This window comes from Mesorhizobium sp. WSM4808, assembly GCF_055811675.1.
In genome coordinates this window covers 178,599-196,390 of sequence record NZ_JBVVQX010000005.1, presented here as the reverse complement: position 1 = coordinate 196,390, position 17,792 = coordinate 178,599, and the positions used below count along the sequence as shown (strand labels likewise).

Annotated in this window: 15 protein-coding genes; 8 read left to right on the top strand and 7 right to left on the bottom strand. The window is 64.5% G+C overall.

The features are described from left to right. Positions 1 to 244: 244 nt before the first annotated feature. From AC0L2U_RS10985 to AC0L2U_RS10975, 3 genes are all read right to left on the bottom strand, one after another. The gene (locus AC0L2U_RS10985; RefSeq protein ID WP_127808742.1) at positions 245 to 1,138 is read right to left on the bottom strand and encodes a YihY/virulence factor BrkB family protein; all 894 of its coding nucleotides are present in this window, start codon (positions 1,136 to 1,138) and stop codon (positions 245 to 247) included. 81 nt (positions 1,139 to 1,219) lie between these two features. After that, entirely contained in the window at positions 1,220 to 1,942 is a 723-nt protein-coding gene (locus tag AC0L2U_RS10980; RefSeq protein ID WP_127318792.1) for a response regulator transcription factor, read from the bottom strand. After that, positions 1,942 to 3,222, bottom strand: a complete 1,281-nt coding sequence (locus AC0L2U_RS10975; RefSeq protein WP_127808741.1) for a sensor histidine kinase — start codon at positions 3,220 to 3,222, stop codon at positions 1,942 to 1,944. The genes AC0L2U_RS10980 and AC0L2U_RS10975 overlap by 1 nt, the downstream gene beginning before the upstream one ends. A 402-nt stretch (positions 3,223 to 3,624) precedes the next feature. On the opposite strand from AC0L2U_RS10975, the gene AC0L2U_RS10970 reads away from it, so the two are divergent. The 8 genes from AC0L2U_RS10970 (at position 3,625) to AC0L2U_RS10935 (ending at position 13,315) form a co-directional block, all read left to right on the top strand. Beyond that, positions 3,625 to 6,045, top strand: a complete 2,421-nt coding sequence (locus AC0L2U_RS10970; protein WP_473601901.1) for a glucan 1,4-alpha-glucosidase — start codon at positions 3,625 to 3,627, stop codon at positions 6,043 to 6,045. Positions 6,046 to 6,108: 63 nt separating this feature from the next. Continuing rightward, complete coding sequence (gene gnd, locus AC0L2U_RS10965; protein ID WP_127808739.1) at positions 6,109 to 7,122, top strand: phosphogluconate dehydrogenase (NAD(+)-dependent, decarboxylating); 1,014 nt, start codon at positions 6,109 to 6,111, stop codon at positions 7,120 to 7,122. A gap of 22 nt (positions 7,123 to 7,144) precedes the next feature. Further along, a complete protein-coding gene (gene zwf, locus AC0L2U_RS10960) occupies positions 7,145 to 8,521 on the top strand; it encodes a glucose-6-phosphate dehydrogenase (protein ID WP_473601899.1) in 1,377 nt (458 codons plus the stop codon). A gap of 12 nt (positions 8,522 to 8,533) precedes the next feature. Further along, positions 8,534 to 9,253 (top strand): ROK family protein, encoded by a 720-nt coding sequence (locus tag AC0L2U_RS10955; RefSeq protein WP_127397657.1) that lies wholly within the window; start codon positions 8,534 to 8,536, stop codon positions 9,251 to 9,253. A gap of 214 nt (positions 9,254 to 9,467) precedes the next feature. Continuing rightward, positions 9,468 to 9,929 carry a Ros/MucR family transcriptional regulator gene (locus tag AC0L2U_RS10950; RefSeq protein ID WP_127270031.1) on the top strand — a complete coding sequence of 154 codons (462 nt, stop codon included), beginning with the start codon at positions 9,468 to 9,470 and terminating at the stop codon, positions 9,927 to 9,929. Positions 9,930 to 10,152: 223 nt separating this feature from the next. Continuing rightward, positions 10,153 to 11,253 (top strand): aminotransferase class I/II-fold pyridoxal phosphate-dependent enzyme, encoded by a 1,101-nt coding sequence (locus AC0L2U_RS10945; protein WP_473601898.1) that lies wholly within the window; start codon positions 10,153 to 10,155, stop codon positions 11,251 to 11,253. A 463-nt stretch (positions 11,254 to 11,716) separates the two neighbouring features. Further along, entirely contained in the window at positions 11,717 to 12,955 is a 1,239-nt protein-coding gene (locus AC0L2U_RS10940) for an MFS transporter (RefSeq protein WP_127397457.1), read from the top strand. Positions 12,956 to 13,006: 51 nt separating this feature from the next. After that, positions 13,007 to 13,315 carry an NIPSNAP family protein gene (locus tag AC0L2U_RS10935; RefSeq protein WP_127397458.1) on the top strand — a complete coding sequence of 103 codons (309 nt, stop codon included), beginning with the start codon at positions 13,007 to 13,009 and terminating at the stop codon, positions 13,313 to 13,315. Between the two features lie 98 nt (positions 13,316 to 13,413). Here AC0L2U_RS10935 and AC0L2U_RS10930 read toward each other — a convergent pair whose 3' ends face one another. The 4 genes from AC0L2U_RS10930 to AC0L2U_RS10915 are packed head-to-tail and all read right to left on the bottom strand — an operon-like array spanning position 13,414 to position 17,791. After that, a complete protein-coding gene (locus tag AC0L2U_RS10930) occupies positions 13,414 to 14,130 on the bottom strand; it encodes a glutamine amidotransferase (RefSeq protein ID WP_127397459.1) in 717 nt (238 codons plus the stop codon). A 15-nt stretch (positions 14,131 to 14,145) separates the two neighbouring features. Then, positions 14,146 to 14,625 (bottom strand): tellurite resistance TerB family protein, encoded by a 480-nt coding sequence (locus AC0L2U_RS10925; protein WP_127268697.1) that lies wholly within the window; start codon positions 14,623 to 14,625, stop codon positions 14,146 to 14,148. A gap of 36 nt (positions 14,626 to 14,661) precedes the next feature. Further along, on the bottom strand, positions 14,662 to 16,266 hold the full coding sequence (locus tag AC0L2U_RS10920) for a heme biosynthesis HemY N-terminal domain-containing protein (protein WP_473601897.1): 1,605 nt from the start codon (positions 16,264 to 16,266) through the stop codon (positions 14,662 to 14,664). A 10-nt stretch (positions 16,267 to 16,276) separates the two neighbouring features. Beyond that, the gene (locus AC0L2U_RS10915) at positions 16,277 to 17,791 is read right to left on the bottom strand and encodes a COG4223 family protein (protein ID WP_473601896.1); all 1,515 of its coding nucleotides are present in this window, start codon (positions 17,789 to 17,791) and stop codon (positions 16,277 to 16,279) included. Position 17,792: the final 1 nt, after the last annotated feature.

Below are 17,792 nucleotides of genomic sequence, written 5' to 3'. Positions count from 1 at the left end.
TTTTCTAAAACTCTCCATCTCGCCCTCATTTTTTTGTTTTTTTTGTGGCCCCTCGGGGCGGCGGGGGCTCCCCGCTCCTTTCGGGTAAATCCCCCCCCCCCCTTTTTTGTTTTCCCCCCGCCCCCCGTGCCTATCGAGCACGGGATAGCGACGACGTCAGATCAGGGCCGGCGAACACGCTGCAAAAGCGGTCAGGGCTGCGCTCGCGCACGCCGGCAGAGTTGGACTCCTGCCGTGCTCGAGCTCAGTCGTGCTGCGCGGGTAAAGACCTGTCAACCAAGGTGCCCAGGTCGGACCGGCTGCCGTGCCGAACGGAATAGGCGCGCGTGAACTCGGCGCCGAGGAGGAAAATTTCCGACGAGTAGTAAACCCAGAGCAATATGACGAGCAGGCCGCCAGCGGCGCCATACGAAGACGCAATCGCGCTGGTGCCGATATACCAGCCGATAAGCGATTTCCCCAGTGTGAACAGGGCCGCGGTCCCGACAGCGCCAATTGCCACATCGCGCCATTCCAGGGTTCGATCGGGTAAAACTTTGTAGATGGCGGCAAACATCACCGAGATAAGTGCAAACGAAACGACGCCGTTGATCCCGCTGAGTATGATCGTTCCGAACGGCAGATAGGCGTTGATGAAATCGCCCAGTGCCGAAATCGCAGTGCTTGCGATGAGAGAGACCAGCAACAGGAACCCGAGTGCGGCCACCAACCCCAGACTGGCGGCCCGCGCCCGCACCAGACGCGACAGGGAATTGCCTTGCGGTTCGATCTTCCAGATCGTGTTCAACGATTGCTGCATCTCGCCGAAGACACCAGACGCGGACACCAGCAATGTGACCAGCCCTATGATCGCGGCCCAGGTGCCGTACAGGCTGCCGGATGCACTTTCCAGCGCAGTCTTCAGGAGATCGGCGCTTTCCGGTCCCATCAGCCCTGATATCTGCGCGGACAAGGCCAATTGTGCGGCATCGTGGCCGAAGACGAGACCAGCAATCGCAACCACGATCAGCAAGATCGGCGCCAGCGAAGTGGTGGCATAGAAAGCCATCGCAGCACCATGGCTAAGCGCATTGTCGTTGATGAAGCCGACTATGCTTTCACGCACCAGATGCCATGAATCTGTGATTGAGGGTCGCACTTCGGGTCCGCAGGCATTGAGTTGGCGTTCACTAGCAATGCGCCTGACCTTCCGAAGTTCCGGGGCGTGGCCGCCGCTGTTTCAGTGCTCCGCCAGCCAGGCATCGAGCCGGTCCTGTTCGCGGCGCAGTGCGTCGATGTTGATCAGGCCACGCGCCATGGCGAGATAGATCGCCCGTGTCCGCGAGTTGAACACGGAAGCATCGCCGGCGCCGTCCTCCGCCGGCACGATGCCGAGCTTGTCGTAGCAGTGCTTGATGCGGCTCTGCGCACCACGGATCGACAGGCCGCGCCGCGCCGCGATCGCCCGGTCGGTCAGGCCGAGCGCGATGTCGATCAGGCTCTCATATTCGCCGTCGGTGATGCCCTCGAACTTGTCCTGTACGCGGTGCTGGATGCCGCGGATTTCGCGGTCGATGATGCAGTGGCCTTCGCGGAAAACCCCGCGCAGCGCGGACCGCATGCCCTCCTCCGTCGCCGATTTGAGCACATAGCCGTAGACCGAACCGGGCGGCACGATGCGCGCCACGCCGCGCACATAGGCTTCGTCGGCGAAATTCGACCAGAACAGGATGTGCGTGCCGGCGCGACGGTTCCAGATCGCCTTGGCAACTTCGATTCCCGTCGCCTTGGGCATCTGCAAATCGAGCACGACATGCAGTGGCTCGCGTTCGGCCGCCAGGTTGATGGCGTCCTCGCCGTCGCTCGCTTCGATCACCTCGACGTCGCCGGGCCACAGCTGCTCCACCGTTCGCCGCGCGAAGCTACGGTGCAGCCCGTCATTCTCGGCGATCATCACAAGCATCACATGGCCTCCGATACGGCGAACTCGCCAGGCACCGCTGCAGCCGCCGCCAATTCTCGCGACGGCTGGCGGTCGATCTCGACGACGACACGGGTGCCGCCGTTCTTGCGGCCGGCCTGGCCGATACGCAGCCGCGCCCCGATAAGGGCTGCCCGCGTGTGCATATGGCCGATGCCGCCATACGCGGCCGGGTCGACGGTGCCGCAGCCTTGGCCGTCATCCGTCACGATGACCCGCAGCACGCTCGCGGTCGACGCCAACAGCACGTCGATGCGGTGCGGCGCGGCATGGCGAACGGCATTGTTGATCGCTTCCTGCACGATCCGGTAGAGCGCGGTCCGCACTGGCTCGGCCAGGCTGTCGGCACCGCCGTCGCTGGTGTCGGCGATGCGCACGGCGATCGGCGGCTTGGCCCTGGCGACGCTGCGGTTGAGATGCGCCTCGACCGCGTCGCGCAGGCCGAACAGTTCGAGCACGCTCGGCCGCATGTCGTCGACGATGTGGCGCAGTTCCGTCAGGCAGCCGGCGACCTCCTGCTCGAGATCGGCAAGCTGCGCTGCCCGCGCCACGCCTTGCCCGCGAAGGGCCGAAAGCTGGCGCGCGATGCGGGCGAGATCGGCAAGCGTTTGGTCGTGCAGGTCCATGGCCATGCGCCGCCGTTCGCGCTCCATGCCTTCGGTCAATTGCGAGGCGCCGACGCGCAGCAGTTCGACCCGGTTGCGCGCCTCGCTCTCGGCCAGCATGGCGCGGCGCGCCTCCTCGGTCTGGATCAGCGCGAAGATGTAGGGCGCGATCAGGTCCGCGCATTGCTGGGCGACCGCGACATCGGCAAGCGTGTAGCAGTCGACCTCGTGCCGGCTGATGTTGAGCGCGCCGATGATGCCGCCGCGCGCCCTGAGCGGCACGACGATGCGGCTGCGCAGCCTGGCGGCGAAGATCGGACCATCGATGGCGGTGGCGAAATGGAAGCGCTCGTCGCTCAACGCATCGTCGGCGAGCAGATAGGGGACTTCGCCCCACAGCACCGAGCGGATCGGGCTGACTTCGGTCGGCAGCGGATGCTGGGCTAGCTCGCTCCAGCTGGTGTGGAAGCCGGCTTCGTAACAGGCGTGCCGGCGGCCGTCATGCGACAGCACCGCCAGATCCATGTGATCGTGCGGGATGAGCGAGCCGATCTCAATGGCTGTCGCTCGGAACGCCGTGCCGGGATCGATATGGCCGGCAAGCGCCCGCGATATCGCCAGCAGCCGGTCGATCAAGACCAGGGACACTTCCGCCATTGCTTTCACGATCCTCCCGTGCCGCGAAATAGTGGACGCATGCCGCCGCCGCTGTCAACGACGGCGCCGTTGGCCATAGGGTCCCGCACTCAGCTTGACAAAAGACCTGACGACAGCTCGGCGGTGCCGGCAGCCTTGTGGCGGTAATAGGAATTTTTTCTTGACTCCATACCCTCAGCTATGGTACATTTTTGTCCATGGTGCTGATTTGCGCCAGTGACCCGCCGCACAGGCGGGTTTTTCGTTTGATGCTCCGTCAGCCAATGGCGGGCGAAGGCTCCGAAGAAACCCGTCAGCCCGAGTTCGTTGCCCTGCCGTTGGACCGGCCGATCAACTTGCGGTGCAATGATTGTAAAGGGTTCGCGTCCTGGTCTAGGGAGGAGCCCAGGAGACCGAAACAGAATGCCAGTGACGCAAAACGTTGCTCCGGGCGCCCCGGGAATTCCGGCGCGCTGGACATCAAGCGCCAAGAGTGGCGTCGGAACGTCGCTTTCGCCGGCCGGCCGGATTTGGTTTACGATCAGCCACGGCATCCTCAACGAAGTCTACTATCCGCGCGTCGACAGCGCCTGCACCCGCGACCTCGGCTTGATCGTCACCGGTCCCGGCGGCTATTTTTCGGAAGAGAAACGCGATGCCCTGCATACGATCGAACCGTTCGAGGACGGCGTGCCCGCCTACAGGCTGGTCAACACGGCGAGCGACGGCGCCTGGCGGATCGAAAAGCGCATCCTCGCCGACCCGGCGCGCCCGGCTCTGCTGCAGGAAATCACCTTCACGGCGCTGAAAGGGGTGCCCGGTGGCTACCGCGTCTACGCGCTTCTGGCGCCGCATCTGGTCAATGCCGGCATGGGCAACACCGCCTGGGTCGGCGAGCAGGAGGGAAAGCCCGTGCTGTTCGCCTCGGGACGCGGCTCTTGCCTGGCGCTGGCCTCGTCGCAGCCCTGGCGCACCGGCTCGGCCGGTTATGTCGGTTCTTCCGACGGTTGGCAGCAACTCCACGACACCGGTGAGCTCGACGCTGCATACCAGCGGGCCGAGGACGGCAATGTCGCGCTGACGGGCGAGATCGGCTTTTCCGCCACAGAGACCAAGGCCTTGCTGGCGCTTGGGTTCGGCGCGACATCGGACGAGGCCGCGGAACATGCTTTCGCCAGCCTGAAGCAGGGTTTTGAACCCGCGGCGAAATCCTATCTTCAGAACTGGCGCAATTGGCAGACTGGCCTGCTGCCGCTTGATCGACACACGGCATCATCGGGTATCAACAGCTATCGCACCAGCACCGCGGTACTGGCGACGCACCGGTCGATCGCCACACCGGGCGCCGCGGTCGCCAGCCTGTCGATCCCGTGGGGCTTCAACAGGGGTGACGACGACCTCGGCGGCTACCATCTGGTCTGGCCGCGCGATCTGGTCGAGACGGCGGGCGGCTTTCTTGCTGCCGGCGATGCTGCCTCGGCCCTGCAAATCCTCGATTACCTCAGCTCCATCCAGCAGCCGGACGGCCATTGGCCGCAGAACGCCTGGCTCGACGGATCGGCCTATTGGCCCGGCATCCAGATGGACGAATGCGCCTTTCCGCTGCTGCTGGCCGATGCTTTGCGCCGCGCCGGCCATTTGCCGCGCGCCGGGCTCATGACCTTCCTGCCGATGATCGAGCGCGCCGCCGGCTATGTCGTGCGCAACGGACCCGTCACCGGCGAGGACCGCTGGGAAGAGGATGCCGGCTACAGCCCGTTCACGCTCGCCGTCGAAATCGCCGCACTGCTTGCCGCGGCAGACCTGCTCGACGCTTGCGGCAAGACAGACGCCGCGACCTATCTGCGCGAGACATCAGACGTCTGGAACGACCAGGTCGAGCGCTGGACCTACGTCACCGGCACGGCGATCTGCAGTCAAGTCGGCGTCGAAGGCTACTATGTCCGCATAGCACCACCCGACAGCGCCGAGGCCGGTTCGCCGAAGGACGGCTATGTCCCGATCAAGAACCGGCCGCCCGGCGACACGGATCGGCCCGCCAAGGAGATCGTCAGCCCGGATGCGCTGGCACTTGTCCGCTTCGGTCTGCGGGCGGCCGACGATCCGCGCATGACAGACACGGTCAAGGTCATCGACGCGCAATTGCGCTGCGATCTGCCGCAAGGGCCGCTCTGGTATCGCTACAACGGCGATGGCTACGGCGAGCATGAAGATGGCGCGCCTTTCGATGGCACCGGCCAGGGTCGCCCCTGGCCGCTGCTGGCCGGCGAACGCGCCCACTATGAGCTGGCGGCTGGACACGAGGAAAAGGCAGCCAGCCTGCTGGCAGCACTGGAAGGCTCGGCCGGACCGGGCGGCCTGTTGCCGGAGCAGGTCTGGGACGGCGCCGATCTGCCGGAGCGCGAACTGCTGCATGGCCGACCCTCGGGCAGCGCCATGCCGCTGGTCTGGGCGCATTCGGAGCATATCAAGCTGCTGCGCTCGCTGCGCGACGGCGCGGTCTTCGACATGCCGCCGCAAGGCGTCAAGCGCTATATCGAGGACAAGACCGTATCGCCGTTCAGGACATGGCGGTTCAACAACAAGATCCGCACCATGCCGGAGGGCAAGACGTTGCGCGTCGAATTGTTGGACCCGGCTACAGTCCACTGGAGCACCGACAACTGGGCGACCGCCCACGACAGCCATACGGTGGAGAACGCCTTCGGCATCCATCTTGCCGATCTGCCCGCGGCAAGCCTCCCCGAGGGAAGCACGCTGCTCTTCACTTTTTTCTGGCCCGCGACCGGCGATTGGGAGAATGTCGACTTCTCCGTCATATCGGGCGACCAAGATGGCCAGTAGATCACAGCCAGTAGACCTTCCCTCGATAACCCCGCAAATCTCTTAGAAAACAGGGACGAAACCATGCAGATCGGAATGATGGGACTGGGCCGGATGGGCGCCAACATGGTCCGGCGCCTGATGCGCGACGGCCACGAATGCGTCGTCTACGACATCAACCCGGCCAGCGTCGCCGCCCTGGTGACCGACGGCGCGTCAGGGGCGGCCTCGATGGAAGAATTCGTCGGCAAGCTGGCCAAGCCGCGCTGCGTGTGGCTGATGCTGCCGGCGGCGATCACCGGCAGGATCATCGACCAGGTGGCGGCCCTGATGGAACCCGGCGACATCGTCATCGACGGCGGCAATTCCTACTACCACGACGCCGTCGACCAGGCCGCGAAGCTGGCCGGCAAGGGTATCCATCTTGTCGATGTCGGCACCAGCGGCGGCGTCTGGGGCCTGGAGCGTGGCTACTGCCTGATGATCGGCGGTCCCGACGTGGCGGTGCAGCACCTGGATTCGATCTTCGCCACGCTGGCACCGGGCGCCGATGCCGGCTCCAATCCGCCTGGGGATGCCGGGACCGCGCCCTTCGGCTATCTGCATTGCGGACCCAGCGGTGCCGGCCACTTCGTCAAGATGGTGCACAACGGCATCGAATATGGCGTCATGGCCGCCTATGCCGAAGGCATGAACATCCTGAAGTCGGCCAATGCCGGCAAGCGGCAACGGACGGCGGACGCCGAGACCAGTCCGCTGGAAAACCCGCAATACTACCAGTTCGACATCGACCTTCCCCAGGTGGCCGAGGTCTGGCGGCATGGCAGCGTTATTGGCTCCTGGCTGCTCGACCTGACGGCCGGCGCGTTGAAAAGCGATCCGGGCCTGGTGAATTTCGGCGGCCGCGTTTCGGATTCCGGCGAAGGGCGCTGGACGCTGAAGGCGGCGATCGACACCGGCGTGCCGGCTCCGGTGCTGTCCTCGGCACTGTTCGACCGCTTCTCCTCGCAGGGCGAATCCGAATTCGCCGACAAGCTGCTCTCCGCCATGCGCTATGCCTTTGGCGGCCATGTCGAGAAGCCGAAGGCCGGCAAGTGAGGACACTGGGAGAGACACGCGCATGAGCCAGGAACGGTCCGACACGCTGGTGCTCTTCGGGGCCACCGGCGACCTCGCCCACAAGAAGATATTTCCAGCCCTTTACCAGATGGTCGCCAAGGGCACGCTCACCGAGCCGGTGATCGGCGTCGCCTTCGACGCCTGGGGCCTCAAGCAGTTGCAGGCGCGCGCCCGCGATGGCATCGTCAATGCGCTCGGCAAGATCGACGAGAAAGCGTTCGCCAAATTCGCCTCGCTGCTGCGCTACGTCAGCGGCGACTACCGTGACGGAGCGACGTTCGAGAAACTGAAGAGCGCGCTCGGCACCGCACAGCGGCCGCTGCACTACATGGCGGTGCCGCCGACCATGTTCGAGACCGTCGTCCAGGGGCTGGAGCAATCAGGCACGGCGCATGGCGCGCGGCTGATGGTGGAAAAGCCCTTCGGTCACGATCTGCAATCGGCGCGCTGGCTGAACCGGGTCCTGCATCTGGTGTTCGACGAACAGTCGATCTTCCGCATCGACCATTACCTGGGCAAGGAAGCGATCCAGAACCTGCTCTATTTCCGCTTCGCCAATTCGCTGCTCGAGCCGATCTGGAACCGCAACTACGTCGAGAGCGTGCAGATCACCATGGCCGAGGATTTCGGCGTCGAGGGACGTGGCCGTTTCTATGACGATGTCGGCTGCATCAGGGACGTCATCGAGAACCATCTGCTCAACATCCTGTTGCTGCTTGCCATGGAGCCGCCTGTCGGCCGCTCCGCCGACGACCTGATCGATGAGAAGGTGCAAGTGCTGCGCGCGATCAGGACGCTGACCAAAGACGATGTCGTGCGTGGCCAGTTCACCGGCTATCTCGCCGAGCCCGGCGTGGCGCCGAACTCGCCTGTCGAGACCTTCGCGGCGGTGCGTTTCTTCGTCGACACCTGGCGCTGGCAGGACGTGCCGTTCTTCATCCGCGCCGGCAAGAACATGCCGGTGCATGTCACCGAAGTGGTGGTGCGGCTGAAGCGGCCGCCGCTCGATGTCTTCGATCCGATCAAGCCCGCCGACCAGAACTACGTCCGCTTCCGCATCGACCCACAGGTGGTGATCGCCATCGGAGCACAGCGCAAGGCGCCGGGCGACGACATGATCGGCGAGCAGGTCGAACTGACGGCGCTCGACGATTCAAAGGGCGACATGCCGCCCTATGAGCGTTTGATCGGCGACGCCATGAACGGCAACGGCCAGCTCTTCACCCGCCAGGACGCCAGCGAACTGGCCTGGCGCATCGTCGGCCCGGTGCTTGGCGACACCACGCCGCCGCATCTCTACGAGCCGCTCACATGGGGACCGGCGGACGTCATGGCCGGGTTCGGGCCGCCCAATGGCTGGATCGATCCGGTGAAGTGAGAGGACCACACGATGGCCAAGGCGGTGAAGCAACCTGCATCGGGCACCGAGAAGCCGGACACTGAAAAGATCGTGCTCACGATCGACATCGGCGGCTCGCACGTCAAGATTCTCACCAGCGCCGGCGGCGAGGAGCGCCGCGCCGACTCCGGACCGGGCCTGACACCGCAGCAGATGATCGACGCGGTGAAGAAGCTCGCCGAAGGCTTGTCCTACGACGTCGTCTCGATGGGCTATCCCGGCCCGGTCAATCACAACAGGCCGCTCGCCGACCCCGCCAATCTCGGCAAGGGCTGGGCTGGATTCGACTTTGCGGGCGCGTTCGGCAAACCGGTGAAAGTGGTCAATGATGCGCTGATGCAGGCCATCGGCAGCTACGAGGGCGGGCGCATGCTGTTCCTCGGGCTCGGCACCGGTCTCGGTGCGGCGATGATCGCCGACAACGTCGCCCAACCGATGGAACTCGCGCATTTGCCCTACAGGAAGGGCAGGAGTTTCGAGGATTATGTCGGCGAACGCGGCCTGGAAAAGCGCGGCAAGAAGAAATGGCGCAAATACGTCTTCGACGTCGTCGACCGGCTCCGTGCCGCCATGCAGCCCGACTATGTCGTGATTGGCGGCGGCAACGTCGACAAGCTCGATGAATTGCCCGCCGACTCCAGGCGCGGCGACAACACACGCGCCTTCGAAGGCGGGTTTCGTTTGTGGCGCGACAAAGCGCTGATAGTCTGATACTGTTATTGTTTAATATAGTTGTTCAAAATAACGTGTGACCTGACATCAAGTCGTTGCAATGCGCAGATTTGCCGACTAGGAATTCCGCGCTACACCAACGCCATTCGTCCGTGGACGCACGAAGGACGCCATAGCATTTTGATTTCGCGCATGATCCTTTCCGGAAGTCAAATCCGATTTTCAGGTCATTCGCTGTAGACGGAGAAATAGAGTGACCGACGATAGCAACAGTGCCCGTAAAGACATCGATCTGCTCGAGCTGACCGCTCACATCGTGTCCGCTTACGTCGAGAAGAACCGCTTGCCCGCCTCCGGCTTGGCCGACCTCATCGCCAGCGTCAGCGCCTCGATAAACGCGCTCGGCAAGCCTGCGGTCCCGGTGGCTGCCCCCCTGGTCCCGGCGGTCAACCCCAAGAAGTCGGTGACACCCGATTTCATCATCTGCCTTGAAGACGGCAAGAAGTTCAAATCGCTGAAGCGTCACCTGGGCGTGCATTTCGGCCTGACACCGGACGCCTATCGCGCCAAATGGGGCTTGCCGTCGGACTATCCGATGGTCGCTCCCAACTACGCGGCCTCGCGTTCGCTGCTGGCGAAATCCATCGGCCTCGGCCGCAAGGCTGCCCCCGTGAAGGCACCCGCCAAGGGCAGGAAGGCCAAGGCCTCGGCCTGAATATTCAGTCCTGAGCCAACAGTTAGGACGACTGGAACAGAAGCCTGCCGGCGAATTCGCCTTGGCAGGCTTCCTATTTTTATGGCTTGGATGGGCCGGACGGGTTCCTAGAGCAATTCCAGGAAAAGTGTGAAACGGTTTTCCGTCCGGAATTGCGTGAAAACAAGGAGTCAGAGCGGTCGCCGTTTCCGTGAAACGGTGAACTGCTCTTGGGGAGCGAGCCATGAACTACACCAGGATGGTGATCGAGAAAGAAGCGCCGGAAGAATACGGCTACGACCGTATCCGCTACAATCTTTCGGAAAGTTCGATCGCCGACCAGAAGCTCTCCGACATCGGCCTGTCGCTGCCTGATCTCACGCTTTTCTATGGCGAGCATCGCGGCGACAAGCAGTTGCGTGCACTGATCTCGGCGCAGGATGCCGGCATTTCACCGGATGATGTCCTGGTCACCGCCGGCGCCGCGGGCGCGCTGTTCATAATCTCGACCTCGCTCTTGTCGGCCAATGACCATCTCGTCGTCATCAGGCCCAACTACGCCACCAACATCGAAACCCCAAGGGCGATCGGCTGCGCCATCAGCTTTGTCGACCTGGCCTTCGAGGAAGGCTTCGCCATAGATGTCGAACGCGTCAAGGCGGCGCTGCGGCCGGACACGAAGCTGATCAGCTTCACCTGCCCGCACAACCCGACCGGCACGATGATGAGCCGAACCGAGCTCGATGCGCTGGTTGCGCTTGCCGAAAGCAGCAACTGCCGTCTGCTGGTCGACGAGACCTATCGCGACCTTTCCTACGGCCGGCGGCTGCCGACGGCTGCCTCACTCAGCCCGAAGGCGATCAGCGTCTCGTCATTGTCCAAGGCCTTCGGCATTCCCGGCATCCGCATCGGCTGGCTGATCACCAGGGACGCTGAGCTTCAGGAGAAATTCCTCGCCGCCAAGGAGCAGATCGGCATCTGCGGCAGCGTTATCGACGAAGGCATTGCCCGCGGCATGCTCGAACGCCGGGACGCTTTCCTGGCGACGCTGCTGCCCGAAATGGCGGGGCGCCGCGACATCGTCCAGGCCTGGATCGATCGCGAACCGCTGGTCGACTGGGTGCGGCCCGAAGGTGGCGTCGTCGGCTTCCCGCGCCTCAATGTCGAACCCGGCTTCGACCTCGACCGGTTCTATGTGAACCTGCTGGAAAACCACGGCACCTATGTCGGACCCGGCCACTGGTTCGAGATGGAAAAACGCTTCTTCCGCGTCGGCTTTGGCTGGCCGACGGAAGCCGAATTGCGTGGCGGCCTCGACGCCATTTCCGTCGCGCTGCGGCAGTAAGTTTCCCGTGCCAGCGACCGGTTGATGCTACTGCGTCACAGCGACCGTTCATAGTGGCCAGCGTCTGCGCCGCCCCTCACCTGCCTGCCGGCATCCTCTCCCCGTATAGTGACGGGGGGAGGGGTGCCGTCATCGGCGATTTCGCCAATCTCCAGCGTTGCGGGAGAAATGCCGGCGTCGCCGCCCGCCCCTCTCTCCCCGTCACTATAGGATGTCCGGCAGGACAGTGAGGGGCAGCGCCAACGTCAACGATTGCTCCGTTCGGCCAGAAACTCATGACGCAATAGCGCTAATGCATCTCGCTCAAAAGTCGCGACGCGCTTTAGGCTGAAAATTCCTTGATCCAGCACTGATTTTGACGCATATCCGCTGCGAACTGAGCTAAAAGTTCCGCCAGCCGGACCAGCGCCCATCGTGGAAGTGCCCCGCCAGCTGATGCCATTCGAACGGGGCCTCTTAAATCATGACAGCAGAACAGATATCGCCGGACCAGCGCTATGCCGCGTTCCGCCACCGCTCCTTCCTGAGCTATTGGGCGGCGCGTTTCCTCACCACATTCGCCACCATGATCGTGTCCGTCGCGGTCGGCTGGCAGATGTACGATTTGACCCGCGACCCGCTCGATCTCGGCCTTGTCGGCATCGTCCAGTTCCTGCCGTCGCTGCTTCTGGTGCTGGTCACCGGCGTCGTCGCTGATCGCTTCGGCCGCCGCCTGATCATGGCGCTGGCGGTCGTGGTGGAGGCGATGTGCGCGCTGGCGCTGCTGTTCCTGACGCTGCGCGGCATCAGCGGGCCGCTGCCGATCTTCTGCGTGCTTGCCATGTTCGGCGTCGCCCGCGCCTTTTTCGGTCCGGCCTCCGCCTCGCTGTTCGCCAATCTGGTGCCGCCTCAGGATTTCGCCAACGCCATCGCCTGGAATTCATCGGCCTGGCAGACGGCGACCATCGTCGGCCCGGTCGCCGGCGGCCTGCTCTACGGCGTGTCGCCGGAAGCGGCCTACGGAACCGCCGCCGTCCTGATGCTCGTGTCCGGGCTGCTGATCTTCACCATTCCGAAGCCGTCGCAGCGGACCGAGTCGGAAAAGCCGACGATGCAGCACCTGCTCGGCGGGTTCAGCTACATCTGGAGCGAGAAGATCGTGCTCGGCGCCATCTCGCTCGATCTGTTCGCCGTGCTCCTGTCCGGCGCCTCGGCGCTGCTGCCGGTCTATGCACGCGACATCCTCCAGCTCGGCCCCTGGGGCCTCGGCCTGCTGCGCTCGGCGCCCAGCATCGGCGCCATTTGCGTCGCCATCTGGCTGGCCGGGCATCCGCTTCGCAACCACGCGGGCATGATCATGCTGGTCGCCGCCGCCTCGTTCGGCGCCTTCACCCTGCTGTTCGGCCTTTCCACCATCACCTGGCTGTCGATCGTGGCGCTGGTCTTCCTTGGCGCCACCGATATGTTCAGCGTCTACATCAGGGAAACGCTAATTCAGCTGTGGACGCCCGACGAGGTGCGCGGCCGCGTCAACGCCGTCAACCAGGTCTTTGTCGGCGCCTCCAACGAGGTCGGCGAATTCCGCGCCGGCACGATGGCCGCGCTGATCGGCACGGTGCCGGCCGTGGTGATCGGCGGCATCGGCGCCATCGCCGTAGCGGGCCTGTGGATGGTGCTGTTCCCGCAACTGCGCAAGGTGCGCCATCTCGACGGACGCAACTGATCTTCCTCCAGTTGACAGCCAACATGCCTCGCCCATGCCACAGGAGTTCCCATGATCACTTGCTACCTGAAATATGTCATTGACCCCTACAAGCTTGCCGAGTTCGAAGATTATGGCCGTCGCTGGATAGCTCTGGTCAATCGCCTCGGCGGAAACCATCACGGCTATTTCCTTCCGAGCGAGGGGGCGAGCAATATCGCTTTTGCCATGTTCAGCTTTCCGAGCCTTGCCGACTACGAGGACTATCGCAAGCGTATGGCTGCCGACCCGGAATGCCAGGAAGTGTTTGAAATGGAAAAACGCAATCGCAGCATTCTCAGCTACGAGCGCAGCTTCCTGCGGCCGGTGCTCGAACCTTAAAGCGCGTCGCGTCGAAACAGATTCACGCGCCGCGCTTTAGGTCTTGTTTTATGCATGTCGTCTTCCCAAAAACCGAGGTCACTTTTGGGCGACATGCATTAGCTATTGCTCGGCTTGCCGAAAATCATCCGCAGGAACTCGTCCAGCCAGCGCTTGAGATGCATGTCCCAGATCAGCCGGCCGCCGAGATGATCGCGGCCGGGCTGGGCACCGGGCAATTCGAAGCGATGCGCGCCGCGCACCACCCAGCGCTGCATCATCACCCTGGTCAGTTCGCCATGGAACTGGATGCCCCAGGCATTGTCGCCATAGCGAAAGGCCTGGTTGGGATAGGTCTCGGCCGTCGCCAGCAGCGTCGCGTCCCTGGGCAGCGAGAAACCCTCGCGGTGGAACTGATAGACCATCTCCGGCCAGTGCATCAGTTGCTTGCCGGCTTCGGTCGCTTTCAGGGGATACCAGCCAACCTCGACCAGCCCTTCGCCGTGTCCTTCGACCTTGCCGCCGAGATAGTTGACCAGCATCTGTGCGCCGAGACAGATGCCGAGACATGGCCGGTTCTCCCTCAGCGGTATTTCCAGCCAGTTGGTCTCGCGGCGAACGAACTCGTCCTCGTCATTGGCGCTCATCGGACCGCCGAACACCACCGTGCCGGCGTGGCCGTCCAGTGTTTCGGGCAAGGCGTCGCCAAGCGGCGGCCGGCGGATATCGAGGTCGAACCCTTCTTCCAGCAACATGTGGCCGACACGCCCTGGGCTCGAACTCTCCTGATGCAGCACGATCAGTATCTTTGGCTTCGAACTCGTTTGGCGCGGCATGGGAAGGCGAAAATCCTATTCGTCGCTCGATGTTCCGGTGGCGCCGGGCGCGTGCGCCGCTGCCTTGCGGCGCGCCTCGACGCGATCATGGCGTTCGACGCCGATCAGCTCGGCGACGCGCCAGACGGTGTTGTCCTCGAGCTCGTGCAACTCGCCGTCGGCATAGACGATTTCCCACATCAGGCCGATGAAGGCCTTGCGCGCATCGGCATCGAGATGGCGCTTCAGGACACTGGTGAAGGCATAGAGATCGATCGCCTCATTGTCGGCCCGCTCGCCGGCGGCGGCAAGCGCCTCAAGTTCCGTGCCGCTGATCGAATAGCTCTCCGCCAGCACCGCCTTGAACCGTTCCCACTCGACATCCTGGCGCACGCCATCGGCATTCATCACATGGTAGAGCAGCGCCGAGGCGGCGATGCGCGGATCGTCCGTGCTGGCACGAGTGCCGGCGCCGGCCGGCAAATCCCTGAGAAACGACAGAACGCGTTCAAACATAGATCCATACCCCAACGGCCTGACGGCCTGCCCAACTCAAAACAGCCGAAACCGGCGCGGCGATTTCTCCGCTTCCTCGTCCGGATCGACGCCGGGATCGTCCGGCAACCGCGCAAGCTCCTCGGCCGGATCGACGCCCTCGGCATCGCTCGGCACCGCGGCGAAGGCCGCTGCCGTGATCGGCCTGACATGATCTTCTTCGCGACTTTCAGCTTGCTTGCCCGCCGACGTCTCGCCACCGGCGTTATCGATCACCTCGATCGGCCCTTTTTCGCTCGTCGGCTTTGCCAATGCTTCGATGACCGGCGCCGCACCGGCTGGCACGTCATCATGGCTGTCGATCAACTGGCCGAGACGCTCCATCGGCGCACGCCACTCGAAGGCGTCGAGCCGGCCGGTGATCGGCGACACCGGCGCCCAGCGTTCCGATACCACGCCGTCTGCGACCCAGGCCGGATCGCGCGGCGCCCGCACCGCCCTGGATAGCAGCTGCCGCACCTTGCCCTGATCGCCGGTTTCGGCCTCCTCGATGTCTGCGAGCAGCAGATACGCGCCCTCGCGGCGGTCCATCCGGATCGCCGCCTCGGCCTCGCGGCGGGCGGTCGAGAAATCCTGCGCGTCGAGCGCGGCGCGCGCCACCGTCATCGACGATTCGGCGTGGTTCTTCTTCATTTCCTGCAGCTTCTTCGCCCGGTTGAGGCGGTCGAGCACGGCGTCGCCCGGCCTTGCATGGGTATAGAGCTCTGCGACCTCCGGATGCGGCTCGGCCTTCCAGGCCGCCTCGAGTATCTTCGAGCCCTTGCGCACATCGTTCTGCTTGAACAATGCGGCCGCGGCGGCAACGGCGGCGGGCGCGAAGTCCGGCCGCAGCTTGTTGGCCTCGATCGCCGCAGTCCTGGCGGCGGCGGGATCGCTGTCGGCAAGCGCCTGCGCCTTGGCGGTCAACAGAACGGCGCGGCGGCGGTTGGCGGCATCGCGTTCGATCTGCCGTGTCGATTTCTGCGCGTCGACCAGTTTCAGGGCGCCGTCCCAGTCGCCGCGCGCGGTCAACTCTTCCAGCGTCGATTCCGCCGCCCAGGCCAGCTGCGGCGCCATCACCGCGGCGCGGCCGGCATAATGCCTGGCGGCGTTGCGGTCGCCGAGCCGTTCGGCTTCCAGATAAAGCCCCCGCAAGCCCAGCAGCCGCATCTCGGGATCGTCGAGCATGCTCTCGAATTTCTGTCGCGCGCTTTCATGATCGCCTTCGAGCAGCGACGCCTGCGCTTCCAGCAGGTGGATCAGCGGCTCCTGGTCGGAACGGATCAGCTTGGCGGCTTCCTTGGTCTTCTTGCGGGCCAGCGCGCCATCACCGGCGCCGGCGGCAATCATGCCGGTCGACAGCGCCTGATAGCCACGATCGCGGCGGCGGACACGGAAATAGCGCGAGATGGTGTAGGGGCTGTTCCACAGCGACTTGAGCAGCCACCACAGGATCATCACCGCGGCGACCACGGCAACGACGGCCACCGCCGCCACCATCAGGCTGACCTGGTATTGATAGCCGTTAAAAGTGACGACCATGTCGCCCGGCCGGTCGGCCAGCCAGGCAAAGCCCAGCCCGAGCGCGAAAACGACGATGAGGAAGGCGAGCAGGCGGATCATTGTGTTGCCCTCATGCCTTCATCGCGCCCGAGATCAGCGCATCGACCTGGGTTTCGACCTCGATGCGTGCCTTCAGCTTGCCGGCCAAGTCCGCGCCAGCGGCCTTGGCGGCCTCGGGCAGCGTTTCATACTCGCTGAGTGCCTTCGCGTAGTCGCCCTGGTTGACCGCCGCCTCCATGCGCGCGACGGTTTCCGGTGCGCCGGCGCCTTCGACGGCGCCGATCGGCCTGACCTTGACCAGCGATTCGGCGCTCGACATCAGATTCTGCAGGAAGCCGGCATTCTCATCGACGGGCGTCGCGGCAGTGACCATGGCACTGGCGGCGGCATCAGCCTGCGATGCGATCTCGGCGCGGGTCGGAACGCCCTTTTCAGCAAAGGGGCGCAGTGCCGCAAGCTGCGGCGCATCGGGCGAAATCGCTGCAAGGGTTTCGAGTTCGGCCGAAAACGGCCCGCCACGCTCGAGCGCCGCCTTCAAGGCCGACGCCGCGATGGCAAGCGCGACCTTCGGTTGCCCCGCCGCCGCCTCGACCTTGCCGGACAGCTGCGACACAGACTGCTCCAGCGCTGTGAGCCGGCCCTCCTGCGCCGTCGTAGCCTCGCCGGCCGACTTCACCAGCGCGTCGAGGCCTGCCAGTTTCTCGTTGAGCGGACCGAGATCGACCGGTGCCGAGCTGCCGGCCTTGCCGAGCGCGGCGACCGCCGTCTCGATCTGCGCGACCTTGTCGCCCAGTGCGGCGATCCCGGCTGCGTCGCCTGCTCCACCTTCCTCGACAGCCGATTTCAGCGCTGCCACATCGGCCTTGACCTGTTCAAGGCCCGAGGAAAGGCCGACCATCTTGGCCGCTCCATCGCCGTTGCCGCCGGCGTCCTTCAAACCGGCGATTTCGGTCTTCAGCGAGGCGATGTCGCTGTTGACGCCATCGAGCGAGACGCCGGCGCCCGAACCCGGCGCGCCAAGCAGGCCGGCAAATTGCAGCCCGCCGGCGCCGACCAGCGCGATGACGCCGCCGATGATGCCGGCGGCGACGCCGTTGAGGCCGCCGCGCTTTTCAAGGGGTGGCGCCATTTTCTCGTCCCGTGTCTCGGGTTTCGCCTTGTTGCCGTCGGTCTGCGTGCGCTTCGCCGATGCGTCCTCGAAACTGTAGTCGTAGGCTTTGGTCTTGCCGGCCGGCGCATCGGACGATCCGGGACCGTGGGACGATCCGGGCTCGTCGGACGATCCGGGATAGGGGATCTCGGCCTCGCTAGCGGGCTTTGTCGCCGCTGCCGGCGGCTGCTCCGGTTCGGCCCGGGCGTCGGTATGCTCCCAGGGCTCGAGATCGGTCTGGTCGGCGTGAACCGGCTCTTCGGGAACCTCGGGTTGCGAAGCGTTCGCTGCTTCCTCGGCCTTCGCCTCGTCTGTCCGGGCCTCCTGCGTGGCGGCGTCCTCGTCGGCGATGCGTGAGACGGCGCCCGGCTCGAGATCGATGGTCACCGGCTCGCGGCGGCTTTTCGAGTGTCGCATCTTCGGCGTCTTGACCATG

Excerpts from the sequence above, each read along its gene's own strand:
- zwf (WP_473601899.1), top strand. The coding sequence starts at position 7,145 with ATGAGCCAGGAACGGTCCGACACGCTGGTGCTCTTCGGGGCCACCGGC.
- AC0L2U_RS10970 (WP_473601901.1), top strand. The coding sequence starts at position 3,625 with ATGCCAGTGACGCAAAACGTTGCTCCGGGCGCCCCGGGAATTCCGGCG.
- AC0L2U_RS10945 (WP_473601898.1), top strand. The coding sequence starts at position 10,153 with ATGAACTACACCAGGATGGTGATCGAGAAAGAAGCGCCGGAAGAATAC.
- AC0L2U_RS10935 (WP_127397458.1), top strand. The coding sequence starts at position 13,007 with ATGATCACTTGCTACCTGAAATATGTCATTGACCCCTACAAGCTTGCC.
- AC0L2U_RS10925 (WP_127268697.1), bottom strand. The coding sequence starts at position 14,625 with ATGTTTGAACGCGTTCTGTCGTTTCTCAGGGATTTGCCGGCCGGCGCC.
- AC0L2U_RS10975 (WP_127808741.1), bottom strand. The coding sequence starts at position 3,222 with ATGGCGGAAGTGTCCCTGGTCTTGATCGACCGGCTGCTGGCGATATCG.
- AC0L2U_RS10915 (WP_473601896.1), bottom strand. The coding sequence starts at position 17,791 with ATGGTCAAGACGCCGAAGATGCGACACTCGAAAAGCCGCCGCGAGCCG.
- AC0L2U_RS10920 (WP_473601897.1), bottom strand. The coding sequence starts at position 16,266 with ATGATCCGCCTGCTCGCCTTCCTCATCGTCGTTTTCGCGCTCGGGCTG.
- AC0L2U_RS10980 (WP_127318792.1), bottom strand. The coding sequence starts at position 1,942 with ATGCTTGTGATGATCGCCGAGAATGACGGGCTGCACCGTAGCTTCGCG.
- AC0L2U_RS10940 (WP_127397457.1), top strand. The coding sequence starts at position 11,717 with ATGACAGCAGAACAGATATCGCCGGACCAGCGCTATGCCGCGTTCCGC.
- AC0L2U_RS10955 (WP_127397657.1), top strand. The coding sequence starts at position 8,534 with ATGGCCAAGGCGGTGAAGCAACCTGCATCGGGCACCGAGAAGCCGGAC.
- gnd (WP_127808739.1), top strand. The coding sequence starts at position 6,109 with ATGCAGATCGGAATGATGGGACTGGGCCGGATGGGCGCCAACATGGTC.
- AC0L2U_RS10930 (WP_127397459.1), bottom strand. The coding sequence starts at position 14,130 with ATGCCGCGCCAAACGAGTTCGAAGCCAAAGATACTGATCGTGCTGCAT.